Annotated in this window: 16 protein-coding genes; 4 read left to right on the forward strand and 12 right to left on the reverse strand. The window is 69.9% G+C overall.

Features of this window, described 5'->3' with window-relative positions; genetic code table 11:
* Positions 1-325: 325 nt before the first annotated feature.
* Positions 326-5,098, forward strand: coding sequence for a DUF4011 domain-containing protein (locus tag EER30_RS41635; RefSeq protein ID WP_127507524.1), 4,773 nt, complete (start codon positions 326-328; stop codon positions 5,096-5,098).
* A 74-nt stretch (positions 5,099-5,172) separates the two neighbouring features.
* Here the strand turns inward: EER30_RS41635 and EER30_RS41640 are convergent, their stop codons facing one another.
* The 6 genes from EER30_RS41640 to EER30_RS41665 form a co-directional block, all read right to left on the reverse strand.
* The gene (locus EER30_RS41640; RefSeq protein ID WP_127507526.1) at positions 5,173-6,594 is read right to left on the reverse strand and encodes an NAD(P)/FAD-dependent oxidoreductase; all 1,422 of its coding nucleotides are present in this window, start codon (positions 6,592-6,594) and stop codon (positions 5,173-5,175) included.
* 294 nt (positions 6,595-6,888) lie between these two features.
* A complete protein-coding gene (locus EER30_RS41645) occupies positions 6,889-7,986 on the reverse strand; it encodes a glycoside hydrolase family 53 protein (protein WP_127507528.1) in 1,098 nt (365 codons plus the stop codon).
* 83 nt (positions 7,987-8,069) lie between these two features.
* The gene (locus EER30_RS41650; RefSeq protein ID WP_240670649.1) at positions 8,070-9,095 is read right to left on the reverse strand and encodes a LacI family DNA-binding transcriptional regulator; all 1,026 of its coding nucleotides are present in this window, start codon (positions 9,093-9,095) and stop codon (positions 8,070-8,072) included.
* A gap of 85 nt (positions 9,096-9,180) precedes the next feature.
* Positions 9,181-10,074: a carbohydrate ABC transporter permease gene (locus EER30_RS41655; RefSeq protein WP_127507532.1), complete on the reverse strand. Its 894-nt coding sequence runs from the start codon at positions 10,072-10,074 to the stop codon at positions 9,181-9,183.
* A 2-nt stretch (positions 10,075-10,076) separates the two neighbouring features.
* Positions 10,077-10,988, reverse strand: coding sequence for a carbohydrate ABC transporter permease (locus EER30_RS41660; protein ID WP_127507534.1), 912 nt, complete (start codon positions 10,986-10,988; stop codon positions 10,077-10,079).
* A 2-nt stretch (positions 10,989-10,990) separates the two neighbouring features.
* Entirely contained in the window at positions 10,991-12,286 is a 1,296-nt protein-coding gene (locus EER30_RS41665; protein ID WP_127507536.1) for an ABC transporter substrate-binding protein, read from the reverse strand.
* 161 nt (positions 12,287-12,447) lie between these two features.
* On the opposite strand from EER30_RS41665, the gene EER30_RS41670 reads away from it, so the two are divergent.
* A complete protein-coding gene (locus EER30_RS41670; protein ID WP_240670650.1) occupies positions 12,448-14,877 on the forward strand; it encodes a beta-galactosidase in 2,430 nt (809 codons plus the stop codon).
* Positions 14,878-14,894: 17 nt separating this feature from the next.
* Complete coding sequence (locus EER30_RS41675) at positions 14,895-16,409, forward strand: sensor domain-containing diguanylate cyclase (protein WP_127507538.1); 1,515 nt, start codon at positions 14,895-14,897, stop codon at positions 16,407-16,409.
* Positions 16,410-16,466: 57 nt separating this feature from the next.
* Here EER30_RS41675 and EER30_RS41680 read toward each other — a convergent pair whose 3' ends face one another.
* Both EER30_RS41680 and sodN read right to left on the reverse strand, forming a co-directional pair.
* On the reverse strand, positions 16,467-17,816 hold the full coding sequence (locus EER30_RS41680) for an FAD-dependent oxidoreductase (protein WP_127507540.1): 1,350 nt from the start codon (positions 17,814-17,816) through the stop codon (positions 16,467-16,469).
* 9 nt (positions 17,817-17,825) lie between these two features.
* A complete protein-coding gene (gene sodN / locus EER30_RS41685) occupies positions 17,826-18,230 on the reverse strand; it encodes a superoxide dismutase, Ni (protein ID WP_127507541.1) in 405 nt (134 codons plus the stop codon).
* A 185-nt stretch (positions 18,231-18,415) separates the two neighbouring features.
* Between sodN and EER30_RS41690 the strand changes: the two genes are divergently transcribed.
* Complete coding sequence (locus EER30_RS41690) at positions 18,416-20,698, forward strand: hypothetical protein (RefSeq protein ID WP_127507543.1); 2,283 nt, start codon at positions 18,416-18,418, stop codon at positions 20,696-20,698.
* On the opposite strand, the gene EER30_RS41695 is transcribed toward EER30_RS41690, so the two are convergent.
* Genes EER30_RS41695 through EER30_RS41710 form a run of 4 tightly spaced genes read right to left on the reverse strand, consistent with a single transcriptional unit; the run spans position 20,688 to position 26,711 of the window.
* Complete coding sequence (locus tag EER30_RS41695) at positions 20,688-23,702, reverse strand: alpha-mannosidase (RefSeq protein ID WP_127507545.1); 3,015 nt, start codon at positions 23,700-23,702, stop codon at positions 20,688-20,690. The genes EER30_RS41690 and EER30_RS41695 overlap by 11 nt on opposite strands.
* Position 23,703: 1 nt before the next feature.
* Positions 23,704-24,906 (reverse strand): glycoside hydrolase 5 family protein, encoded by a 1,203-nt coding sequence (locus tag EER30_RS41700; RefSeq protein ID WP_127507547.1) that lies wholly within the window; start codon positions 24,904-24,906, stop codon positions 23,704-23,706.
* A 36-nt stretch (positions 24,907-24,942) separates the two neighbouring features.
* Positions 24,943-25,836: a carbohydrate ABC transporter permease gene (locus EER30_RS41705; protein ID WP_127507549.1), complete on the reverse strand. Its 894-nt coding sequence runs from the start codon at positions 25,834-25,836 to the stop codon at positions 24,943-24,945.
* Positions 25,833-26,711: a carbohydrate ABC transporter permease gene (locus tag EER30_RS41710; protein ID WP_127507551.1), complete on the reverse strand. Its 879-nt coding sequence runs from the start codon at positions 26,709-26,711 to the stop codon at positions 25,833-25,835. The genes EER30_RS41705 and EER30_RS41710 overlap by 4 nt, the downstream gene beginning before the upstream one ends.
* Positions 26,712-26,739 lie beyond the last annotated feature (28 nt).

Below are 26,739 nucleotides of genomic sequence, written 5' to 3' on the forward strand. Positions count from 1 at the left end.
CGGTCAACAGCGCTGAGACGTGATCTCAGCGCGCCATCTGGTGATCTTGGGTTGGGCCGTCCACGGGCCGGTCCGGGCGGTGAGACAGACGGCGGCGCCGGCCCGCGCTGGAGCCCGAGGTGCCTCCCGGCTGAGCGGCCTGACCCGGGAACCCGGCCGGCCCTGGCTACCGGAGGCCCCACCGTGACTCGGCGACCGCCCACCCCTGGTCCGGCAGCTTCGCGGCGGCGTCGTTCGGGGCGTCCGGGCCGGTATGCCGGAAATATCCGTAAGCACGTAGCCGAATCCCCAGCGTAACTAGCGTCCGACTTGCTGGAATTGGGGCATGTGGGCGGATGAGGTCGCGGGCGAGAGTGGTGCCGAGGTCAGGTCGGCGCTGGAGCAGTGGCGCTCGGGGCTGGTCGACCTGACCGGTTCGAACCCTCTGCTCAACTTCGCCCGCGTGCCCTCGGGGTCGGTCGAGATCATCGGGCCGTCTCCGAAGACGATCATCAAGGTGCTTCAGGAGGGCGGCGGCTACGCCTTCCACGACGACGGGGAGGCCAACTCCCACGTCCTGCGCACCGAACTGGCCGAGGAGCAGCTCGGGGCCCTGCTGCACCACTTCTGGCGGCGATCGCGCCTCGAGCTGGTCGACCGCGGGGTCTCGCCCCTCTACCTCGGTCTGGGCATGCTGCACTGGTCGGACGACGACGGGTCTCCGTACGAGAGCCCGATCCTGCTCGTGCCCGTGGACATCGATCCGGCCGGCCCTCGGCTGATCGCGCGACCCGAGGACCCGATCGTCAACCCGGCGCTGGTCGTGCGGATGGGCGAGGTCGACATCGAGATTCCCGAGGTCAACTCGCTGGCCGAGCTCGACGTGACAGTGCTCTGGGCCAAGGTCGACGTGGCCATCGGGGAGCGGCGCGGCTGGTACGCCGACGAGACCGTGACCCTGAGCTGTCTCAGCGTGTGCCGCGAGGCCATGTACTACGACCTTTACGAGAACGAGCCGCACATCGTCGAGCATCCGGTCGTGCGCGCGCTGGCCACGCGCGACGCCGACCGCACGTTCGCTTTCGAGCCCACCCCGGTCGAGCGGATCGACGTCGTGGCCCCGCCCGAGGACACGCCGCTGATCCTGGACGCCGACGCCACGCAGCGGGTCGCGATCGCCGCCGCGGTGGCCGGGCGCAGTTTCGTGCTCGACGGGCCGCCCGGCACCGGCAAGTCGCAGACGATCGCGAACATGGTCGGCGGGCTGCTGCACGCCGGCAAGCGGGTGCTGGTCGTCTCGGAGAAGGCGGCCGCGCTCGACACCGTGCAGCAGCGGCTCACCGAGGCGGGGCTCGGCAACTACCTGCTCGCCCTGCACAGCGATCTGGTCGGGCGGCGCGAGGTGGCGGGTCTGCTGGCCGAGTCGCTCGAGACCGATCCGGTGCAGCTCGCGGCGATGGATCCGATCGACCGGCGGGCGGTCCGGGAGCGGCGCGAGCGCCTGACCGCGTACGCGGAAGCTCTGAATCGGGTGCGGCAACCGCTCGACCGGAGCCTGTTCGAGGTGCTCGGGCTCTGCGCCCAGCTGCTCGACGTGCCCGCCGCGCCGGTGGCCGACGTCGCGCCGAAGGATCTCACCGGGGACGCCGTTCATCGGCTGCGGGACGCCGTGACCCGTCTGGGGCGGGTGCGCAGCGAGAGCTACCTGTGGCGCGAGGCGATCGACCGGGAGCCGCTCGACGCCCGGTTGCGGCTGGCCATGACCTCGCTCGGCAAGCTGGCCGAGACGGTGATCGCCAACTCGACCCTGGCCGACTCGTTCGACCTGCACGAGCCGTCCGGTGCGGCCAGCCTGGCCGCGCTCTCGGCGCACGCCGGCAAGCGGCCGCCCAAGGTCGAGGAGGACTGGCTGACGATCGACAGCATCCAGCCGGTGCAGAAGGCGGCCACCGACCTCACCCATCACCTGGCCGCCCTGCGCTACGGCGGCATCCCGTGGACCGACCTGCCCTCGGCCGACGAGCTGACCGGCATTCCCGACCTGTCGCACCTCGTACCCGAGGCCGTCGACCTCAAGCCGTTGAACGCGGCGCAGGCCGATCACCTGGCCAACAAGTTCGCCGAGGAGGCCGACCGCCTCGAGAGCCGTCAGGAGAGCCTCGACCGGGTCACCGCCCGGCTGGGCCTGCCCAACGTGGTCACTTTCCCCGACTCGGCCCGCGTCATCACGATCGCCGACCTGATCAACCGCGAGCACAAGCCCGAGCCGGCCTGGTTCGAGACCGGTGGCATGCCGGCCGCCCACGCCGCCGTCCGCGCCCTGCGTCTGGCCATTGAGCGCGTACGGGAGACCGAGTCGCACGCCCGCCGCCACTTCGACGAGGCCGTGCTCGAGGAGCCGATCACCGAGATGGCCGACCGGCTGTCCCGTCAGCGGGGCCCGCGCAAGCTGCTGCGGCCCTACCGGCGGGACAAGCGGGCGGCGGCCGAGGCGGCGCTGCCCGACGTCAAGCCGGCCGAGGCGATCGCCAACGTCGAGGACGCGGCCGCCTGGAAGCAGGCCCTGCAGGACCTGGCCGAGGCCGAGGCCGAGCACGCCGAGCTGCTCGGACGGCACTGGCAGGGCGTCGACACCGACTTCCACGCCGTGCAGGAGGCGTTGCACACCGCGGACGAGGTGATCCGCGAGGTGCCGGCCGAGGCGCTGCCCGCGGTCACCGTGCACGTCTGCGCGCCCCGGCCCAACGGCGCGCTGCTGCGCATCGTCGGCGAGGCCCGCGACGAGTTCACCCGATTCCGGACGACGCTGCGGCCGTCACCCGCCCGCGCGCCCCGGCCCGAGCTGGGGGAGGGCGCGATCGCCGACGCCGTCACCTGGCTGCGCGCCCACATCGCGCCGTTGCAGAGCGCGGCCGAGATGATCCGCTCCTACAGCGGGCCGACCGGCCGGGACCTCAACCTGGCCGAGACCAAGGAGATCGCCGAGCAGCGTAAGGCGGCGACCGACGCCGAGGCGGCCATCTGGGCCGACGCCGCCGCGCACGCCGCGGTGCTCGGTTCGGTCTACCGCGGCGCGAAAACCGACGACGAGACGATGAACGAGGTCGTCGCGTGGACGGTGCAGGCCCGTCGGCTGATGACCGGCGAGGACGCGGCGATGACCCGCGAGCAGGCCCACGCGCTGATGACGGCCCACCCGACCGAGGGGCTCTCCGAGGCGGTGGCCGACTGGGAGTCGGCCCGCGGCCAGGTGCTCGGCGCGTTCAGCCCGGCGCGGCACCCCGAGCTGATCGAGCGGCTCGGCGACTACGACAACGCCCGCGACGTGCTCGTCGAGCTGCTGCACGACCCCGAGGGGCAGCAGGAGTGGTTCCGGCACGAGGACGCCCGCTCGGTGCTGGTCGAGCACGGCCTGGCCGAGGCGCTCGAGTTCTGCGCCGACGAGGAGATTCCGGTCGAGCAGGTGTGGCCGGTGCTGGAACGAGCCCTGCTGCGCGGCTGGGCCGACGTGATCATCCGCGACGACCCGGGCCTGGAACCCGTCTCGGCCGAGGACCGCACCCACCTGGTCGACGTCTACCGGCTGCTCGACCACGAGCTGACCAGCGCGGCGCTGGCCGACATCGTATACGCCGTCGAGGCACGGCGGCCCTCGGCCTCGGCCGGCGGCGAGCCCGGCGTGATCCGGCGCGAGGGCAACAAGCAGTCCGGTCACCTGCCGGTGCAGGAGCTGCTGGCCCAGGCCCGGCACGCGGCCCAGGGTCTCAAGCCGTGTCTGCTGATGTCGCCGCTCGCGGTGAGCCGCTACCTGCCGCCCGAGATGGAGTTCGACACCGTCATCATCGACGAGGCGTCCCAGGTGACGACGGCCGACGCGATCAACTGCATCTATCGCGGCGAGGCCCTGGTCGTCTCGGGCGACGACCGCCAGCTCCCGCCGACCAGCTTCTACGACCGGGTCGAGGACGACGTCGCCGACTTCCCGTCCATTCTCGACCTGGCCCGCGAGACGTTCCCGACCCTGCACCTGGGCTGGCACCACCGCAGCCGGCACGAGGCGCTGTTCGCCTTCGCCAACCTGGCCTACTACCACGGCCGGCTGGTCGGGCTGACCCGTTGCTATCCGCAGGAACCCGACCACGGCGTCGAGCTGTTCGCCGTCGAGGGCGTCTACCGGCGGCAGACCACCTCGGACAATCCGATCGAGGCGGACGCGGTCGCCGAACGGGTGCTGCACCACTACGCGAGCCGTCCGGGCCAGACGCTGGGGGTGGTCACGCTGTCGGTGGCCCAGGCCGACGCGGTCGACGAGGCCGTACGCCGGGCCATCGCCGAACGCCCCGACCTCGAGCACCACCTCGACGACGAGAACCGGCTCACCGGCTTCTTCTGCAAGAGCCTCGAGGCCGTGCAGGGCGACGCCCGCGACGTGATCATCCTGTCGATCGGCTACGGCTACGACGAGAACGACAAGATCAGTACGAATTTCGGCTCGCTCAACCGGCCCGGAGGCTGGCGCCGCCTCAACGTCGCCATCACCCGCGCGACCCGCCGCGTCGAGGTGGTCTCGTCCATCCGCGCCGGCGACGTGCCCGACATGGGCAACGAGAGCGTCCGTCACCTCAAGGCCTACCTCGAGTACGCCGAGAGGGCCGCGGCCACCCTGGGCCGGCGGGCCGACGACCACGAAGGGGCCACGCCCTTCGAGGAGGCAGTGGTCACCGCCCTGGAGTCGTGGGGTCATCGCGTACGGCGCCGGGTCGGCGCGGCCGGGCACAACATCGACCTGGCCGTGCTGCACCCCGACCAGGACGACGACGTGTTCGCCATCGGCATCGAGTTCGACGGGCCGGCGTACCAGTCGATCCCGTCGACCCGCGACCGCGACCGGCTGCGCGACGAGGAGCTGCGCTCGCTGGGCTGGCACATGTACCGGGTGTGGTCGGTGGCCTGGTACCAGAACCCGGCCGAGGAGCAGAACCGGCTGCGCGCCGCGATCGACCGGGCGCTGGCCGACCCGGTCGGTGTCGACCAGCTCGCCGTGCCGGAGTGGCCGCCCTACCGCGCGATCTCAGGGGAGCTGCTGCCCCCGGAGACGAGCCAGGCCCCGAACAGCTGATCCGAGCGAGCGACGCCCCGGACCGCTGAAAGCCGGGGCGACGTGGATCGCCCCGGCTGCTCAGTCCCTGCGGGTTACTTGCCGACGGCCGCCTTCGCCTTCTCGGCCGGGTGCTTCTCGACCGGGACCGGCGCTGCCTTGAGCGCGTCGGCCTCCTCGGCGGCCCGTACGAACTGGTAGGGGTCGCCGTAGTTCTTCATCGCGCGGCGGGCGAAGGCCTGCTGCTCGGTGGCCACCCGCTCGGAGCGGCCGCGCCCGACGAAGCTGACCGCCCAGTGCAGCACCGTGGTGAACCTGTTCTTGAAGCCGACCAGATAGAACACGTGCACCGCGAGCCAGATCATCCAGGCGATGAAACCGGCCAGGCGCAGCTTGCCGATGCTGGCCACCGCGGAGAACCGCGAGATCGTGGCCATGCTGCCCTTGTCGAAATACTTGAACGGCTTGCGTTCCGGCTTGTTGCGCAGCCGGCGCTTGATGACGTCGGCCGCGTAGGTGCCACCCTGGATGGCCACCTGGGCGACCCCGGGCAGCGGCGCCCCGTCGGGTCCCTTGAGGTGCATCATGTCGCCCAGCACGAAGATCTCGGGGTGCCCCGGGACGGTCAGGTCGGGGTTGACCATGACGCGCCCGGCCCGGTCGGTCTCGGCCCCGGCCGACTCGGCGAGCTGCCGGGCCAGCGGCGGCGCGGACACGCCGGCCGCCCACACCTTCGTCATCGACGGGATGCGCTGGTGGCCGCGCTCCGACTCGACCTCGATGCCGGTCAGGTCGACGCCGACCACCTTGGTGTTCAGCTCGACCTCGACGCCCATCAGGTGCAGCTGGCGCAGCGCCCGGGTCGAGAGGTGGTCGCCGAAGGTGTTGAGGACGGCCCCGACCGCGTCGACCAGGATGATGCGGGCCTTGCGCGGGTCGATGTGCTTGTACTGCCCGACCAGGTTGCGGTGGGCGAGCTCGGCGATCTGACCGGCCATCTCGACACCGGTCGGCCCGGCCCCGACGACCACGAAGGTCAGCCAGCGTTCCTGAGCCTCGGGATCGGTCTGCAGGTCGGCGATCTCGAACGCGCCGAAGATCTTGGCCCGCAGTTCAAGAGCGTCGTCGATGCTCTTCATGCCGGGCGCGTAGTCGTTGAAGTGATCGTTGCCGAAGTACGACTGGGAGGCGCCGGCCGCCACGATGAGCGTGTCGTATTCGACGGTGTAGTCGATGCCCGGCCCGGACACAGAGATGATCTTGTTTTCGGTGTCGACGTGCTGCGCCCAGCCGAGCTTGACGTCGACGTTGTCCTGTTTCTTGAGGACCTCGCGGATCGGCGGGGCGATCTCGCCCTCCGAGAGCACGCCGGTCGCCACCTGGTAGAGCAGGGGCTGGAACAGGTGGTACGCCGTTCCGTTGATGAGCGTGACGTCGACCGGCGCGTGACGCAGCGCCCTGATCGCGAACAGCCCCCCGAAGCCGGCGCCGATGACTGCCACCCGATGCCGTTGCATTACCACTCCCTCGGTGCTCGGTTACCCACTAGTAGAGCACCCTGACCAGGCAGAATATGCCGTGAGTATCAACACTGTGGAGCCCCGCGCGACCCTGCGCAGGGCACTTGACCAGGGTTTCTTTGCCCCGCCCGGCACGAAGGGAAACCGGATAGGGCCATCATGCCCCACGGCCAGGCGTTACCGTCAGGGATCGGCGGGGCCCGCGACCTCGGCGTTACAGCGCCCGCGGCACCCCGATCGGCAACCTGACCAGCGCGACGGTCGGCCGATCGGGGCATGGCCGTCCGCCGGTCAGGCGGTCCAGCGGATGTGCGGGTTCACCCGGCCGCCCCAGTCGAAGACGGCCATGTTGTCCCAGCCGTCGCCGGTGCCGTTGATGTCGGCCGGGTCCCAGCCGTTGCCTCGGATGGCGTACCAGGTGGGCTCCCAGTAGAAGACACCGACCGCGCCGGCGTTGCGGGCCGTGTTCTGCACCCAGGTGAACTGTTGCGCCTGGCCGGCCCAGGTGGCGGGGATGTTGTCGCACAGGACGGTGCCGGGGATGGAGTTCGGTTCGTCGTCGGCGTCGGCCGTGGTGAACTGGTACGCCGTCTCGGCGATGACGACCGGCTTGCCGTACCGGGAGCGGACGTCGGTGATGACGTTGTAGAGGTTGGCCAGCGTGCCGTGCCACATGCAGTAGTACGACAGCGCGGTCACGTCCCACGCGACACCCTGGTCACGGATGCCGTCGTAGAACCAGCGGGCGTTGGCCATGCTGTCGGCGTCGGCTACGTGGATCCACACCTGGGTCGCGCTGTTGCAGGCCTTCACCGCGCGGTGACCCTGCTTGAGCAGCGAGGCCAGCGGCGCGAAGTCGTTGTTCACGACCTGTCCACGAGGCCACAGCATGCCGACGTTGATCTCGTTGCCGATCTGGATGCTGTCCGGTGTCGCGCCCTGCGCCTTCAGGGCAGAGCAGACGTCGTATGTGTGGTTGTAGACATCGGTCTGAAGCTGAGCGAGCGAATGCGACGCCCAGGCCGCGGGCGGGAACTGCTTGCCCGGGTCGGCCCACGTGTCGGAGTAGTGGAAGTCGATCAGCAGCTTGAGGCCCTTGGCTTTGATCGCGCGGGCCTGCTGGAGCACTTTGGCCTTGTTGTTGTAGCCGCTGGCCGGGTTGTTCCACACGCGCAGGCGAGCGTAGTTGACGCCGGCCGACTTCAGGATGTCGTACGGGTCGGCGGCCGAGCCGGAGGCGTTGTAGTACTTGCCTCCGAGGTCGAGCGTGCGCTGCAGCGACGAGACGTCGGCGCCGCGCATGGACAGCGTGTTGGCGGCGTGGGCGGGGGTGGTCAGGGCAGCGGTCAGGACGGCGACGACCACCGCGGCGGGCAGGGACCGTTTCATGTATCGCTCCTTCACGGACGAAGGGGGTACCGGCGCCGGTGGCGACGCCGGATTGGTGCCGTGGAGCGGAAGAGAGGAGCGGGTCAGGCGGGGGAGGAGCCGCGCACGACGAGAGCCATCGGGACCGTGATGGACAGGGGAGTGCGACCGGCGATCAGCTCGGTGAGGAGGCGGACCATCTCTTCGCCGATGCGGTCGAGGGGGTTGCGGATGGTGGTCAGCGGCGGTTCGGTGGTGGCGGCCAGGCCCGAGTCGTCGGCGCCGACCACGCGCACGTCGCCCGGCACGTCGCGGCCCGCCTCGCGCAGCACGCGCAACGCCCCGTCGGCCATCGCGTCGGAGGCGGCGAAAACCGCGTCGAGGTCGGGTGCCTGGTCCAGGAGAGTGCGCATCGCCGCCGCTCCCGACGCCCGGCTCCAGTCGCCGTTCACGATCAGCGCGGGTTCGATCGTGCGGCCGTGGGCGATCAGCGCGTCGTGGTAGCCCTGGAGCCGCTCGACGCCGCCGACCATGTCCTGCGGGCCGGCGATCGTCGCGATCCGGGTGCAGCCGGCCTCGATGAGATGTTCGACCGCCGCGCGGCCGCCGTTGCGATCGTCGGCCATGACCGAGCTGATGAGCTGTTCGAACCCGAGCACCCGCCCGCACGCCACGATCGGCACCTCGGCCTTGACGAGCTGGCTGAGCAGCGGGTCGCCGAAGTGCGGCGAGACCAGCAGCACCCCGTCGACGTGGCCGCCGGACAGGTAGGCGATGGTGCGGCTGCGCTCCTCGGGGGTCGACGCGATCATCAGGATCAGGGTCAGCTCGCGGTCGGAGAGGGCCTGGGCGAAGCCGCGCAGCAGCACCGAGAAGTTCGGGTCCTCGAAGAGCAGGTGCTGCGGCTCGGTGAGCAGCACGGCGATCGACCCGGAACGGCCGGTGGCGAGCGACCGGGCGTGCGGGTTGGCCGTGTAACCCGTACGGGAGATGGCTTCTCGCACTGACCGGACGGCTTCGGGGCTCACCCATTCGCGACCGTTGAGGACGCGGGAGACGGTGGCGTAGGAGACCCCGGCCTCGCGCGCGACGTCGCGAATAGTGGGCCGCTTACGCCCAGGTGAAGGCACGATTGGCAGCATAGTCGTCACGCTGAGCCTCCAGCGGCATGCCCTCCTGGCCCTACGACCGCTTCGCTCACTCCGGTGCAGTCGCTCATGCCTTCACCGCTCCCGCGCCGAGGTCCACCCGCCAATAGCGTTGCAGCGTGAGGAACAGGACCACGAGCGGCACGATGGACAGCAGCGCCCCCGTCACGACCGACGTGTACATGGCCGGTTGCGTCGCGCCCTGGTTCAGCAGGCCGCTCAGCCCGACGGTCACGGGGAAGAGCCTGTCGTCGCCGAGCATGATGAACGGCAGCATGTAGTTGTTCCAGATGGCCACGAACTGGAACAGGAACACGGTGACGAGCCCCGAGCGCATCATCGGCAGCGCCACCCGCACGAACGCGCGCCAATCACCGGCGCCGTCCATGCGGGCCGCCTCCAGCACCTCGTTCGGCACCGTCGCCGCCGCGAAGATCCGGCACAGATAGATCCCGTACGGGCTGATCATGCTGGGCAGGAGCACCGACCAGTAGGTGTTCGTCATCCCGACCTTGGCCAGCAGCAGGTATTGCGGCACGGCCAGGATCACCGACGGCACGAGCACCCCGGCCAGTACGAGGTTGAAGGCCAGCGCCTTGCCCCGGAAGTCGTACTTGGCCAGCGCGAAACCCGCCATCGCCGACACCAGCGTCGAGGCGGCCGCGCCCACCCCGGCGAAGATGCCCGAGTTGACCATCCAGCGCCAGTAGAGGCCGTCGCGATAGTCGCTGAGGAACGCGATGTTGTCGAACAGGTGCACGCTCGGCGTGAACGTGAACGTGTTGAACAGCTCGCTCGCGCTCTTGGTCGACGCGATCACGACCCAGAGAACCGGCAGCAGACAGTACGCCGCTCCGAGCAGCAGAAGCACGGTCGCGGTGGGGCTGGTGCGGCGTCGCGGCCGTTCGCGCTCGGCCGGTGCCGCTGGTGGTGCGGCGACGGGAACGGTGGTGACGGCCATGATCAGTTCTCCTGACTGAAGGCCCGCGAGCCGACGAGCTTGAGGAAGCCGTAGGAGAGGACGAACGTCGCCGCCGCGATGATCACGGAGGTCGCCGCGGCCGCGTAGATGTCGTTGCGTACGAACGCGTCCCGGTAGACCTTCATCAGCGGCGTCCACGTCGTCGAGATCGTGTTGCTGAGCGGTCGCAACGTCATCGGCTCGGCGAAGACCTGCAACGTCGCGATGAGCGAGAACAGGAACGTCATGACCAGCGACGGCCCGATCACCGGCACCTTGATGCGCAGCGCGATCTGGATGTCGGAGGCGCCGTCGATGCGGGCCGCCTCGAACAGGTCGGTCGGGATCGCCCGCAGCGCGGTATAAAGCACGATCATGTTGAAACCGGTTCCGCCCCAGATCGCGATGTTCGCGACCGCGTAGAGCACCCAGGACGAGCTCAGCGCGTCGGGCGCGGTGATCCCCACGCCGCCGAGCACGTCCACGATCGGGCTGACCCTCGGCAGGTAGAGAAAGCCCCACAGCAGTGAGGCGATCACGGCCGGCACGGCGTACGGAAGGAAGATCGCGGTGCGGGTGAAGGTGCCCACCCGCGTGCGCCCCGCGTCGAGCAGCAGGGCCAGCACCAGCGCGAGGCCGAGCATCACCGGAACCACGATCAGCCCGTACGCCCCCACGCGCAGCACGCTCGGCACGAACTCGGGGTCGGTGAGCGAGCGTGCGTAGTTGGTCAGTCCCGCCCAGACCTCGGTGCGCGCGCCCTTGCCCAGCCCGAGCCCGCTGACCCTGACCCGGCGCAGGCTCAGGTAGACGGCGTACCCGATCGGGGCGGCCAGGAACGCGGCGAAGAGCACCAGCGCCGGGGTCAGGAACAGGTAGGGCGCCCCCGCACGCCGCCTGGAGGTCGACGCCATGATCAGCCGGCGACCGTGAATCCGGCGTTCTTCAGGTCACCGACCGTGGCCTGCTGGATCGTGTCGAGTGCGGCGCCGAACGCGGCCGCCTTCCTGCCCTCGGCCGCCTTGCCGAACGCGTCGTTGTAGGCGCTGTAGGCGACGTTCACGTTCGGGCCGTAGGTGAACGGCTTGGTGATCTTCCCGGCCTCGGCGGCGATCGTATAGAAGTCCTTCTGGTCGCCGAAGAACGCCGGCGGTTCGGTCAGCGCGACACTGGTGGCGTCGTTCGCGGCCGGGTAGACGTTGGCCGTGCCGGCGAGCGCCTTGATCGCGGCCGGGTCGGTGTTCAGCCACTTCACGAACTCGGCGGCCTGGGCCTTGTGCTTGGTCTGCGAGGTGACGCTGGTGGCCGAGCCGCCCCAGTTGCCGTTCGCGGGCGCCGCGGCGTCCCAGTTGGGCAGCAGCGTGGTCTTCCACTTGCCCTTCGTCGAGGCCGCGTTCCCCTCGAGTACGCCCGGACCCCAGACCGCGCCGAGCCAGCCGACCTGGGTGCCGTCGTTCAGCGCGGCGTTCCACTCGGGCGTGTACATCGGCTTGTTGTTGATGACGCCCTCCTGAACGAGACCGCCCCAGTAGTCGGCGACCTTCTTCGTGGCGGCGTCGTTCACGGCGACGGTCCACGACTCGCCCTGCACGCCCCACCACGAGGCGCCGGCCTGCTGGGCGAGGCCCGCGAACCAGCCGGGGTCGTTGGACGAGAACGTGCCGAGGTACTGCTTCGGGTTCGCCTTGTGGATCTTCCGGGCCGCCTCGGCGTACTCGGACCAGGTCTTGGGAACCTGCACGCCCGCCTTTTCGAAGATGTCGGCGCGGTAGAAGAACATCATCGGGCCGGAGTCCTGCGGGACGCCGTAGACGGCCTCGGAGCCCAGGGTGACCGCGTTCCAGGCCGACTCGGGGAACTTGGCCTTGAGGTCGCCGGCCTCCTTGGCGATGTCGGCGACGGCGTCGGCCGCGACCAGGGTCGGGATCTTCTGGTATTCGGCCTGCATGACGTCGGGGGCGCCGCTGCCGGCCTTGATCGCGGTGAGCAGCTTGGCCACCGCGGGGTCGCCGCCGTCCTGCTTGTTCACGGTGACCTGAATGTTCGGATGGGTCGCGTTCCAGCCCTCGACGACCTTGTCCATGTTCGGCGCCCAGCTCCAGTAGGTGAGGGCGACCTTCTCGTTCGTGCTCTCCGAGCTTTTGTCTTCGGAACAGGCGGCCGTAGTCATCAGCAGCGCCGCGGCCAGCACCCCGGCGAACACCTTCTTCATCGATCCTCCTTGATCGCATCGGGCCCGCCGAGGGAGACGTACGTCACCGAACGAGGCCTGTGACCGGTTACAGTGAGCCTCGCTTTCCTTAAAGTCAAGAGGGCTGTGTTGGCGCCTGTGACCGGTTACAGTCACGGCTCCAGTGTTCCGAGGAGGCCTCGTTGACCGTCGATCCGCTGTTCGTCGCGCACCGTCCCTGGTCCTCGCCCCTGCGGCGGCCGCGGATGAGCAACGACGAGGACGTGCGGCCGGGTCTGTCGCTGACCAGCCGCTACCTGTCGCGCGACGGGGTGCCGGTCATCCCGGTGTCGGGCGAGTTGCACTACAGCCGGGTGCCGCGCGACCGCTGGGCCGACCGGCTGCGGCAGATGCGCGCCGGCGGGGTCACCGTCGTCGCCAGCTATGTGTTCTGGCTGCACCACGTGCCGGTTCCGGGGGCAGCGCGCTTCGACGGCAATCTCGACGTCGCCGCCTTCATCGACGAGGTGCACCGCGCGGGTCTCGACATGGTGCTGCGCGTCGGGCCCTGGTGCCACGGCGAGAGCCGCAACGGCGGATTCCCCGACTGGGTGCAGCAGGCGCCGGTCGTCCACCGCACCGACGATCCGGCCTATCTCGCGTTGGTCTCGGAGTGGTTCGGGCAGCTCGGGCGGGCTGTCGACGGCCGCTCCCTGCTCGGCGTCCAGCTCGAGAACGAGCTTTACGACCAGCCCGGTCACCTGGTCACGCTCAAGCGGCTGGCCCGGGCGGCCGGGATGGAGGCGCCGCTGTGGACGGCGACCGCGTGGGGCGGGGCCGACCTGCCCGAGGGGGAGGTGCTGCCGCTCTACGGGGGTTACGGCGACGGGTTCTGGGTGGACGCCGACGCGCCGTGGGACCCGACGTTTCGCGACCACTACTTCTTCTCGCACCTCTGGGACGACCCCGGCATCGGCGCCGACCTGCGGCGGTTGCACGAGGCTCGATTGAGCACGGCCCAGCCCCGTACGCCGTCCGCGCTCTTCCCGCCGGCGACCTGCGAACTCGGCGGGGGAATGGCCACGGCCTACCACCGGCGGCCCCGGCCCACGGCCCTCGACGTGGCGACGATCGCCCATTGCAAAATCGGCAACGGATCGGCCTGGCAGGGCTACTACATGTACGCCGGAGGAACGAACCCGCAGCATGCCGCCGGGGCGGGCGCGGACGGCGATGTCGCCCTGGACATGCAGGAATCGCACGCCACCGGCTACCCGAACGACCTCCCTCGCCTCGGTTACGACTTCCACGCGCCGATCGGCGAATCCGGGCTGCTCGCCGCCAGTCACGCCTCGCTTCGCAGGCAGCACGCGTTCCTCGCTGCCTTCGGCGACCGGCTCGCCGAGATGCCCTCGACCCTCCCGCTGGTCCGCCCGGGCGGCGTCGACGATTCGACCACCCTGCGGTGGGCGCTGCGCAGCGACGGCGACAGCGGCTTCCTCTTCGTGGCCTGGCACCAGCCGCACTTCCCGCTGCCGGCCTATCGCGGTGCCCGCTTCCGGGTGGCGCTGGGCACGACCGAGCTGACCCTGCCGGCCGAGCCGATCGACATCCCGCCGGGCACGATCGCGTGCTGGCCCTTGCGTCTGACAGTGGCTGGCGCCCGCCTCGACTGGGCCACCGCGACGGCCCTGACCGTCCTGCCCGGCACGCCCAGGACCGCCACGCCCGCTGCGCCCGCCGAGGTTTCCATGCCCGCCGCGCCCGCCCCGGTTTCCGCGCCCGCTGCTCCCGCCCCGGTTTCCGCGCCCGCCCCGGTTTCCGCGCCCGCCGCTCCCGCCCCGGTTTCCACCCTGGTTCTCGTCGCCTCGCCCGGTGTTGAGGCAACCTTCGCAATCGATAATCGAGTAGCGAGAATCGAGCCGAGCCTGGAGCCGGTGCGGATCTCGGACGCACTCGACCTGCTCGTGCTGCCCGCGTCGGTTGCCGACTCGATCTGGGTCGTCGAGAACGGACCCGCCCGTCGCCTGTTGCTCTCGGACGACGAGCTGCGCTGGGGCGCCGACGGCCGGATCGAAGTGATCACGTCCGGCTCACCCGACGTGCGCGTCTACAACCCGGCGGCCGGGTTCGTCGCGTTGCCCCTGTCCGGCGCGGCTACCGGTTCCGAGTCAACGGCCCGCACCGATCTCGTGCGCCCCGCCGGCCGAGCGGTCCCGGTGGCGTACGGGAAATTCGACGGCCGCCAGTCCGCCCCCGCACCCGCGACGTTCGACGAGCTGGCCGCGGTCTACCGGATCACCGTCCCCCAGGTCCCGGACGATGTCGACGCGGTGCTGCACATCGAATGGGCCGGTGACGTCGGCGAACTCCGCGTCGACGGCCACCCCGCCACCGACCGGTTCTGGGACGGCTCGGCCTGGACGGTCGACCTGCGCGACGCCGGCTGGCACCCCGGCGCCGACGTGACCCTGCACCTGCTGCCCCTGGCCGCCGGCTCCACGGTGTCGCTGCCGCCCGACGCCCACGACCGCCTGCACCCCGTCGACGGTCAGCTCCTGGCCCTAGACAGGGTGCGGCTGCTTGCCCGGGCGACCTACCGGGAAGTTTTCCCCTCAGATCGGCAGTCGTAGCGGCCGATCAGGTTTATGTGACGACTTGGATCAGCCGGGCGATACCGGACATTCGGCTGTCGGAGGCGGCGTTCGCTGCCCGCCACCGCACCCTGCGCGTCGTCCTGTCGTTGCTGTTCCCGGCGCTCGTCGGAGTGGCCGCGTTCCGGCCCCAGATCGACGTCCTGCTGGGTCAGCCGCACGGCGGGCACGCCAACGGCATCGCCGTCATGTGGGGAATGGTGGTGGCGACCGGCTTCTGCGCCGCCGTGGCCACCTTCGTCGAAAAGCGGCGGGCCGGTTCGCTCGTGGTGTCCCTGGGGCTGCTGCTCGGTTCCGGGGCGCTGGTCCACGCGGGTGGCGGCCTGACCGACCTGCACTTCGCGTTCTTCGTCGTCCTCGGCCTGATCAGCCTCTACCAGGAGTGGCTGACCCTGCTGCTGTCCGTGGCGCTGGTCGCGGCCCACCACATGCTGGTCGGTCTGGTCATCCCCGGGCTGGTCTTCTCCGACCCCCGGGCCTGGGAGCACCCGGTGTTCTTCGCGCTGCTGCACGCCGGTTTCGTCCTCGCGATGTGCGCGGTCCAGCTCGCCTACTGGCGGTTCATCCGCCGCGCGCAGATCGAGATGCACAGCATGCAGGAGGAGGCGGCCGCCGAGCTGCGCCGTCGCGAGGAGCGTTACCGCGCCCTGGTGCAGGACTCGTGCGACGTCATCAACGTGGTGGACCGCAACGGAGTCCTCGACTCGGTCAGCCCCGCCGTCCAGGCCGTGATGGGTTACCACTCCTACGACCTGACCGGCACGAACTACTACGACCTGATCCACCCCGACGACGTGTATGCCCTCCGCGCCTTCCACGACAGCGGCCAGTCCGAACAGCGTACGGAGGTCCGCACGCGCCACGCCGACGGAAGCTGGCACTGGCACGACGTGACCATGCGCGACCTGACCGGCCAACCCGCGGTCGGCGGCATCGTCATCAGTCACCGCGACGTGACCGAGCGGCGCGAATTCCAGGACCTGCTGCAGCACGAGGCCGCTCACGACGTGCTCACCGGCCTGCTGAACCGCGGCGCGCTGCTGAAGGCGCTCGACCGCGCGCTGGCCGCCCTGCCCGACAACCGCCGACTGGCCGTGCTGTTCATCGACCTGAACGACTTCAAGCCGATCAACGACACCCTCGGTCACGAGGCCGGCGACAACCTGCTCGTCGCCGTAGCGACCGCCCTGCAGCGCTCGGTGCTGGGCTCGGACTCGGTCGGCCGGATGGGCGGCGACGAGTTCGCCGTAGTGCTCGGAGACATCACGTCCGAGGAGAACGCGATCGCTGTCGCCGGCCGCATCCAGGCCGCCCTGGCCGAGGTGGTGATCATAGGCGGCGCCGCGCTGCGCTGCACCGCCAGCATCGGCATCGGCCTGACCACCCCCGACTGCGCCGGCACCGACGAACTGCTGCGCCGAGCCGACACCGCCATGTACCAGGCCAAACGTGCCAAGGGCATCGGCTGGGCCGTCTACGGCGACGACCAGCGCGTCGCCGACCCCGTCTGACAAGCAGCCCCGGCGACCAGCGCCGCCAGCCCGGCCTCAGCCGTCAAAGCGTAAGAATCAGCCCCCGTTGGAAATAGAGATCATTTCCGACCGAGGAACAACCTTGACCCGCTTACGCCCGTGCGGCTCCCCCAGCGAGATCTCATGAGAGTCCAGCCGCTTCCACCCGTCCCAGGTGGTGAACCCGAGCCCGCGCCCCGAGAGATAAGCCAGCACATCCCCCGGCTCACGCTGCGCGGCCAAGGGCAACGACGCGACGTCGGCCAGCAGACTGGTCACCGTTTCGTTCGCGTCCTTCTTGGTGTGCCCGATCAAACCGACCGGCCCGCGCTTGATCCACCCGGTCGCGTAAAGCCCCGGCACGTGGTTGCCGTCGAGGTCGAGCACCCTTCCTGCCTCGTGCGGCACCGTCCCCGTAGCGTGGTCGAACGGCAGGTCGGCGATAGGTGTGCTCAGGTAGCCGATCGCCCGGTACACCGCCTGCACGTCCCAGTCCGTGACCTCTCCGGTTCCTCGCACCCAGCCGTCGCCGGTCAGTTCCTGCTTCTCCGTGCGCAACCCCGTCACGCCGTCCGCGTCGCCCAGCACCTCGATCGGCGCCTGCAGGAAGTGCAGGTGGAGCCTCCTCGGCCGGTCGCGGGGGTCGCGCGCGCACCAGTTCGACAGCGTGTCGACGCACATCTTCAGCGAGCGCTTCGCGCGGATCGCCGCCATGCTGCCCTCGTCGAATTCCATGCCCTCCGGGTGCACCACGACTTCGACGTTCGGTGACTCGTCGAGTTCGCGCAGTTCCATCGGGGTGAATTTGACCTGGCCCGGCCCGCGCCGCGAGAACACGTGTACGTCGGTGACCGGGCTGGCGAGCAGCCCTTTGTGCACGTTGTCCGGGATCTCGGTCTCGAGCAGTTCGTCGGCCGTCTTGGCGAGGACGCGGGCCACGTCGACCGCCACGTTCCCGGCTCCGATCACGGCCACCTTCGTCGCGGTCAAGGGCCATTCCCGGGGTACGTCGGGGTGGCCGTCGTACCAGGAGACGAAGTCGGCCGCTCCGAAGCTGCCCGGCAGGTCGATCCCGGGAATGTCGAGGCCGCGGTCCTTGTCGGCCCCGGTCGCGAGGATGGTCGCGTCGTAGAACGCGGTCAGCTCCTCGGGCTTGACGTCGACGCCGTAGTCGACGTTGCCGATGAACCTGATCCTGGGGTTCTCCAGCACGTGGTGCAGGGCCGTGATGATTTCCTTGATCCGCGGGTGGTCGGGGGCGACCCCGTAGCGGATCAGGCCGTACGGCGTGGGCAGCCGGTCGAAGATGTCGACCGTCGCGGCCGGGGCCGCCTTGGTGAGAATGTCCGCCGCGTAGATGCCGGCTGGGCCGGCGCCGACGACGGCAACCCGAAGGGCGCGCTCCATCGATCTCCCTCAGGCGTTCTTGGTGGCCCAGAAGATCGTCGAGATCTCCTCGATCTTCGCGAGCAGCTTTCCGGCGACCTCGGGGTCGGCCGAGCCCTTGGACCCGCCCGCCCCGGCCAGCTTGGTGGCCTCGTTGAACAGGCCGTGCAGTTCGGGGTACTTCTCGAAGTGCGGCGCCTTGAAGTAGTCGGTCCACAGCACCCACAGGTGGTGCTTGACCAGCTCGGCCCGCTGCTCCTTGATGACCAGAGCCCGCGTACGGAACTCCGGGTCCTCGTTGGCCTGGTACTTCTCGCAGATCGCCTTGACCGACTCCGCCTCGATCCGGGCCTGTGCGGGGTCGTACACGCCGCAGGGCAGGTCGCAGTGCGCGCTCACGACGGTGCGCGGGGTCAGGAAGCGGGGCAGTCGCATCGGGGTCCTTTCTCGAAAACCGATCCCCGAAACCTAAGACCTCAACCTCACTTCAAGTCAATGTGGGGCGAAGCGATGCTGATCACAACACACCGACTCCGAGGGGCAATCCTGGGCCCCCGGGCAACGGAAAGTTACGATCGAGCGTCCGCGCGTCGCTGTTTCCAGGAATGTAGATCTCGACTGTGACCGTGCATCCTCCGCAGGCGTCGCCCGTCTCCGCTCCGGACCAGGCGTCCGCGACGGAGCCGCCACGGCTCCTCCTCCGGGTTGTGCCCTGGGCGCTCGCGCTGGCGGCAGCCGTCGTCGCCCTCGCCGCGACGGGTACGCCCGGTCTGCAGATCGCCACCTACGCCGCCTATTTCGCCGGCGCTGTCGTGCTGCCCGGCACCCTGGTGCTGCGCGCGTTGTTCGGCAGCCGCGGCAACTGGCCCGAGGATCTCGGTCTGGGCGCGGCGGCCGGCCTGGTCGTGCAGCTCGCCGGGTGGGCGCTGGGCGCCGCCACCGGGGTCGCGGCCCTGCTGCCGATCTGGCTGGCCGGGATCTTGTTGCTCTTCGTGGTCGTCCCGTCGCTGCGCCGGCATTGGCGCATCGAGCGCCCGACCCGCCTGCCGGAGGCGTGGTCGTGGGCCATTGCCGCGGTGTTCTTCCTGGTCACACTGTGGGCCGCGGTCAACTTCAGGAACAATCCGCTGCCGCCGGTGACCTTCTCGTTCTATCCGGACCTCTTCTATCACCTCGCGCTCGTGCACGAGATGACCCGGTCGATCCCGTTCCAGGTGCCCCAGGTCGCGGGTGAGTCGCTGCGCTACCACTACCTGTCCGACGCCGACATGGCCGCCGCCGGCATGCTCACCGGCATCGAGCCGGTCACGATCCTGCTGCGGCTCTGGATCCTGCCGATCGTCTTCACGTCGGTGGTCGTCTTCGCCGCGCTGGCCCGGGCCGTGAATCCGCGCTGGTGGACCGGGCCGGTGGCGGCGGCTCTGGGCTTCGTCGGCTACGGGCTGGCGGTGCGGGCACCCATTCAGGCGGGTTCACCGATCGTGGTGCTCAGCCCGTCGCTGGTCTACTCCGTTCCGCTGATCGGCCTGTTCACGCTCATCGTGCTCGAGGCGTTGCGCGGCAAGCGGCTGCGCTGGATGTGGGCGGCGCTGCCGGTGCTCGCCGTGGCCTGCGCGGGGGCGAAATCCAGCGCGCTGCCGCCGCTGTTCGCGGGTGTCGCCGTGGGCGGGCTGTTCCTGCTCGTCCAGCGGCGGCGGGTGCCGTGGGTCGCGGTCGGGCTGCTGGCCGCGATCGGGATCGGGATCGTCGTCGGCCTGCGCCTGTTCGCGGGCGGCGGGGCCGGGACGCTGCAGGTGCAACCGCTCGGATTGCTGCGCTGGATCGACCCGTACGAGGAAACGCTCGGTTACCGCGACGGGATCACCGCCGGTGGGCTCCTGCCGCCGGGTCTCGTCAGCACCGGCCTCATCGGGCGGCTCTTCGCGGGCGCCGTCGTCGTGTGGTGGTTCGTGGTGCAGGCGCCGAGGCTGATCGGGCTCTTGGCGCCGGTCCGGGACGTCACCTATTGGCTGCTCGGCGGCGTGCTGCTCGCGGGCACCGGCGCGGCCTGGATCTTCTGGCACCCGTCGGCCAGCCAGTCGTACTTCTTCGCCGGGGTCGTGCCGATCGGCGCCGTGCTGACCGCGGCGACCCTGGCCCGGCTGGTGCGCAACGAGCGGGTCGCGATCGCGGGCGCGGTGGCCGGGGCGATCTGCATCCTGGCGATCCCGCGCCCGCCCGCGCCGGCCCGGAACTCGTTCGTGGGGTGGGCGTGGACGATCGGCGCGCCGATCCTGACCGCTCTGGCGATCGCCGCCGTGGTCTTCGCGACCGCGGTGGTCGTCTGGAAGAAGCGGGCCGTCCGGGCGCTGCCCGTGGTGCTGCTCGCCGCGATCGCCGGCGCGAGCTTCGCGAACGGCGCGGCCCGGCCGGTGCAGGCGCTGGCCCACAAACCCGCCGGGGTGAGCCAGACGCGCTGGGTCACCGACGCCGAGATGCGGGGCGCGCTCTGGCTCGAGGCCAACACGGGCAAGAACGACGTGGTCGCCACGAACGTGCACTGCGTCCGGTTCGATCCCCGGATCACCTGCGACGCGCGCGCGTTCTGGGTGGCCGGCCTGGGCGGGCGGCGCACGCTGATCGAGAGCTGGGGCTACAGCGACCCGGCGGTCGCCGCCAACGGCGTGAACGGCCGGCGCTACACCCAGCAGCCGTTCCACGACCCCGCCCTGTTCGACCTGAACGAGCGGGCGTTCACGGTCGGCGACGCCGCAGACCTCAAAAAGCTCCGGGACACGTACGGGGTGAAGTGGCTCTTCGCCGACACGAGGGCGGGCACTGTCTCGCCCGCCCTCGCGCGCAACGCCGTTCTGCGCCACACCAGCGGCACGGTGCAGATCTACGAGCTGCCGGTCAGCGGGTGAACCGGACGGTGCGAACCTCGAACGGGGTGAGCCGCAGCGCCACGGAACCGCCGTCGGAAGCCGGGCCCTCGGGGCGTTCGAGCAGCGTCACCGTCTGCGCCGACGCGAAGCCGTCCGCGTGCAGCGTGCCGGTGGCGCGGCGGCCCAGCGACTCGTAGACGCGCACGATCAGGTCACCGCTGCGGTCGTCGGCCAGCTTCACGCCGGAGACCAGGATGCCCTCGCCCTCGACCGACACCAGCGGCTCGAAACCGTGGGCGCCGGTGACCTCGCGCGGGGGCAGGTTCATCGCGATGCCGGCCTCGGTCGCCTCGGCGATCCCGGCGCCGATGACCAGGCCGTACGCGTGGGTCTGCTCGCCCTGGTCGGTCTCGGGGTCGGGGAAGCGCGGTGCCCTGAGCAGCGACAACCGCACCGTGGTGGTGATGTCGCCGGCCTCGGTGGCGTCGCGGGTCAGGTCGTAGCCGTAGGTCGAGTCGGTGACCAGCGCCGCGCCGAACCCGGAGTCCTCGACGTGCACGAAGCGGTGCATGGAGGCCTCGAACTTGGCCGCCTCCCAGCTCGTGTTCGTGTGCGTGACCCGCTTCTGATACCCGAACTGGGTCTCGGCGGCGACGTGCTCGGCGCGCACGTCGAACGGGAACGCGACCTTGAGGAACTTCTCGGTCTCGTGCCAGTCGGTCGTCTGGTCGATCCGGAGCGTGCGACTGCCCGGCGCGAGTGTGAGCGTCTGCGTGACCCGCGACTTCGAGAACGCCCGCACGACCGTCACCGAGTTCTCGCCGAACTCGATCGACTCGACCTCGCGCAGATCCGTGACCCGGTTGCGGTAGAACCGGTCGACGTCCCAGGCGTCCCACATGTTCGGGAAGTCCTGGTGCAGCTGCAGCAGGTTCGCCTCCTGGCCGGGAGCGATGGCGTCGCGCCCGCTGGCCAGATCGACCGCCGACGTGATCAGCCCCTCGTCCGACACGGTCACGGCCACGATCCCGTTCGACAGCACATGCCCGCCCCGGCCCGGCCCGTTCACGCTCGAGCCTCGATTATCGATTGCCGCTGCGGGGTTCACGGTGATCGCGGCGCGATTATCGATTGCCGCTGACAGGGCCGGGACGCCGTCGCGGGTGAACGGGGCCGGGTTCAGGACGATCTTGTGCGAGCCGTCGCCGACCAGCGCGTGCTGGGCCGCGGCGATGAGCTCCGAAGCCTCCCGGCAGATGCGCTCGTAGGTCGCCGCGGCCTCGCGGTGCACCCAGGCGATCGACGTGCCGGGCAGGATGTCGTGGAACTGGTGCAGCAGCACGTCCTTCCACAGCGCGTCGATTCTCGCGTATGGATAATCGATTGTCGATCGGACGGCGGCGGTCGCGGACCACAGCTCGGCCTCGATGAGCAGGTGCTCGGCGCGGCGGTTGCCCTGCTTCGTCTTGTGCTGGCTGGTCAGCGTCGCGCGGTGCAGTTCGAGGTAGAGCTCGCCGACCCAGACAGGCGGGTGCGGCAGCTCGGCGCGCGCCTTGTCGAAGAAGTCGTTCGGGTGCTCCCACCGTACGGTCGCACTGCCTTCGAGATTCTTCAGCCGGCGCGCCTTCCCGGTCATCTCGCGGGTCGTGCCACCCCCGCCGTCACCCCAGCCGACCGGGGCCAGCGAGCGTGACGCCACCCGGCTCTCCCGGAACTGGTTGGTCGCCTTGGCCAGTTCGGCCCCGGAGAGCTGCGAGTTGTAGGTGTCCATCGGCGGGAAGTGGGTGAAGATCCGTGAACCGTCGATGCCCTCCCAGAGGAAGCTGTGGTGCGGGAACCTGTTCACCTGGTTCCACGAGATCTTCTGGGTGAAGAACCACTGGAAGCCGGCCCGCTTGATGAGCTGCGGCAGCGCGGGGGAGTACCCGAAGCTGTCCGGCAGCCACACGCCCTGGCTCTCGACGCCGAACTCCTCACGGAAGAACCTCTGCCCGTACGCGAACTGGCGCACCAACGCCTCACCGGTGGGCATGACCGTGTCGCTCTCGACCCACATGCCGCCCAGCGGTAGGAACTTGCCCTCGCCGACCGCCTTGACGACGCGCTCCCACACCTCGGGGCGGTGTTCCTTGAGCCAGGCGTACTGCTGGGCGCTCGACATGCCGTACTTGAAGTCGGGGTCGAGCTCGATCAGCTCGGTCATGCCGGCCGCGGTGCGGGCCACCTTGCGGATGGTCTCGCGCACCGGCCAGAGCCAGGCCGAGTCGATGTGCGCGTGCCCGACCGCCGAGATCTGGTGGGCGCTGTGCTCGGCCGGCGCCGCGAGCACGCCTTCCAAAGCAGCGCGCGCGTCGACCGCGGTGCCGGCGATGTCCTGCAGGTCGAGGGCGTCGAGGGCGTCGTCGAGGGCCTGCAAGATGCGCATGCGGCGCGGCGCGGTGGCGGGCAGGACGGCCTGCAGATCCAGCAGTACGTCGATGTCGAGCGCCAGCTCGTAGGTCTGCTCGTCGAACAGCGCGAGGTCCATGCGCCGGGTCGTGTAGAGCGGCCGCTTCGACGACGTCTGGACGTCGCCTTCCTGAGTGGGCAGGAACGGGTGGTAGTCGAGCAGCACCGGGTTGGCCGCGGCCTCCAGGTAGAGCTCGACCGTCCCGGAGTCACCGACCGGGATCCACTGGTTGCGCGGGTTGATCGACTTCACCGGGCTGCCGTCGGGGCGGTAGACCAGCGCCTCGCACTGGAAGCCGGGCATGTTGATGTCGAAGCCCAGGTCGACCACGGCCTCCACGTGCCGGCCGCGCCATGCTGCGGGAACGTCGCCGCGCAGCCGGAACCACGTCGTGTTCCAGGCCGGACCCCACAGCGTTCCGACGGTGTACGGCTCGTACTCGAGCGAGAGGCCGTCGGCAGGCGCGACAGGTTCGCCGGGCAGCGAGTGGACCTCGACCTCGAACGGCACGCTGTCGGTGTAGATCGCGGGCCGGATGCGCTCGTTCAGGACGCGGGTCGCGCGCCCGACGGTGAGCGGGATGTCGTCGTGCATGTCAGGGCCTTTCGATCAGGTCGTTGATGCCGCGGGCGGCCAGCAGGGCGGTGTCGCCGGCCCGTGACTTGAGGACGATCTGGGGGCCGTCCGCCTCCAGCCAGGCACGGTAGAACTCGCGCGTGGGCCCGGCGGCCGCGCGGTAGCCGGGAACGGTGTCGTCGAGCACGAGCCCGGCCGGCTTCTGCTCGTCCGACTTCTTGAGGGAGGCGATCGTCTCGGCGAACCGCTCGCCGGTCGGCTTCACACGGCCGTCGGCGGTGATCAGACCCAGGTCGTACTCGAGCTCGGGAAAGTCGAGCAGCTCGCGCGACACGTCGTGCGAGCACCACCAGGTGACGCCGGACAGCTCGGGGACCGTGGCGACGTGCCGCAGGGTGGCCTCGAGGAAGTCCGGGGCGTCGGCCTCGGCGACCACGTTGGTGGGAGCGCCGACCTCCTGCAGCCATACGGGCCGGTCGGCGTCGGTGTGCCATGCGGCGGCCAGGCGGCACAGGTATTCGGCGTGCCGCACCGAACCGGCGCCGAGCCCGCCGTGGGTCTGGGCGGCGCCGTTGAAGACCCACGAGTGCACGACGGTCTCGTCGCCGTGCTCGACGGCGTGCCTCGGGCCGAACGGCTGGGTGTCGTCGTACCAGGCGGCGTCGTACATGGCGTGGGTGACCAGTGCGTTCGGCGGGAGCGACGAACGCACGGCCGCGGTCAGGCGGGCCAGCCACACACCGGCGCCCTCCTCGGTGACCGGGTGCGGGAACGGGTGTGGGGCGGCCGCGAACTGGTTGACCTCGTTGCCCAGGGTCACACCGAGCAGGTTGGGCCGGTCGGCGACGGCGGCGGTCAGCGCGCGCAGGTAGTCGGCGGTGGAGGCGACCACGTCGGGGTCGGTGAACAGGTTGCGGCGGTGCCAGCTCGACAGCCAGGCCGGGACGAAGTCGAAGCTGGACAGGTGGCCCTGCAGACCGTCGACGTTGACGTCCAGGCCGCAGCCGGCCGCGATGTCCACGACGGTGACCACGTCACGCAGCGCCTGCGGGCGGATCAGGCCGCGGTTGGGCTGCACGTGCGGCCACAACGGCATGAGGCGGATGTGGTCGACGCCGAGCGCGGCGACCGTACGCAGATCTCTGGTGACTGCTGCGGGGTCGAAGTCGAGCCAGGAGTGGAACCAGCCGGACGAGGGGGTGTAGTTGACGCCGAATCTCATGGAGCGCTTTCTCTCGATCTTGACAGGGGGACGGGGTCAGCCCTTCACGCCGCCCTCCTCGACACCCTTGAAGAAGTAGCGCTGCAACGCGCTGAACAGGATCGCGATCGGGATGAAGGCGATCATCGTGCCCGCCGCGATCAGACGCTGGTCCTGGGTGAACGTGCCGGACAGGTATTGCAGGCCCACCGTCAGGGTGAGCTTCTCGGGGGAGGTCAGCACGATCAACGGCCAGAGGAAGTCGTCCCAGGCCTGGATGAACGCGAAGATCGCCACGACCGCCAGAGTCCCTCGTACGGCGGGCAAGGAAACTCTCCACAGTCGTTGCGGCACGGTGGCGCCGTCGACGATGGCCGCCTCGTCGACCTCCTGCGGCAACGCGCGGAAGGCGTTGTACATCAGCAGCACGTTGAGGGCCGCGACCATGCCGGGCAGCGCCACGCCGGCGAGCGTGTCGGCCAGGCCGAAGCTGCGCACGGTGACATATTGGGCGATGATCGTGACCTCGCCGGGCAGGACCAGAGTGCCGAGGAACAGGCCGAGTACGACGCGGCGTCCCCGGAAACGCAGGCGGGCGATGGCGTAGCCGGCGGCGGTCGCGAACAGGATGTTGCCGCCGACGGTCAGCGCGGCCACCAGCAGCGAGTTCCCGATGTAACGCCACACCGGGATCGCCTCGGCGACCTTCGCGTAGTTGTCGAGGGTCGGCTGCTTCGGGATGAACGACGGGGTGGCGGTGTAGATGTCCTCACCGGCCCCCTTGAGCGAGGTCGAGAGCTGCCAGAGGAACGGCCCGACCGTGATGACCAGCACGAACAGCAGCAGGACGTAGCGGAGCAGTTTTTCGCGCCCGCTCACTTCCGGGCGCCGCTTCAGAGGCCCGTCCGATTTATCCGCATGCACTTGAGGGCGTACGTCTGTGGTCGTCATTTCTCCGCCCGGTTGTTGAGGCGGGCCAGCACGATCATCGGGATCAACGTGACGACGAACAGCAGCACGCTGAGCGACGACGCATAGCCCAGATCGCCGTAGAACCCACCGGCGTACTGCTGAATCAGCATGACGAGCGACTGGTCCTTGCCGCCCGGCCCGCCCTTGCCGCCGGTCAGGATGAACAGCTCGGAGAACACCCGCAGTGCCGACACGCTCACCAGCACCGCCACCAGGAACATCGTTCCCCGTACGCCCGGGACCGTCACGGTCAGGAAGCGGCGTACCGGCCCGGCGCCGTCGATGGCCGCCGCCTCGTGCAGGTCCTTGCGCACGTTCCCGAGCGCGGCCAGATAGACGATCATGTAGTAGCCGAGGCCCTTCCAGACCGTCAGGCTGATCGCGCTGATCAGCACCAGCCAGCGGTCGGTCAGAAACGGCACCGGCTCCTGTACGACGTGCAGCCAGCGGACCAGGTTGTTGATCAGGCCGCGGTCGTCGAGCAACCAGGTCCACATCAGACCGACCACCACCGCACTGGCGATGACCGGAACGTAGAAGGCGGTCCGGAAGAACGCGATGAACGGCAGCTTCTTCTCCACCAGCACCGCGATCAGCAACGGCAGGATCGTGAGCAGCGGAAGGCAGACCGCCATGTAGACGGCGCTGTTGAGCAGCGCGGTCCAGACCTGCGGGTCGTGCAGCATGTCGGAGTAGTTGCGGACGCCGACGAAATCAGCCGTGCCGCCCAGCGGTTTGGCGTCGGTGAACGACAGCCGCAACGTGTTGATCGAGGGCCAGACGCTGAACACCAGCAGCCAGGCCAGCGCCGGGATCGTCAGGATCCACGGCGTGAACCATCGGTGTGTCTTCATTCGGGGTCTCCTCGGGTGGCGGCCGGCG

It is taken from the genome of Actinoplanes solisilvae, assembly GCF_003999975.1.
In the GTDB taxonomy this organism is placed as follows: Bacteria; Actinomycetota; Actinomycetes; order Mycobacteriales; family Micromonosporaceae; genus Actinoplanes; species Actinoplanes solisilvae.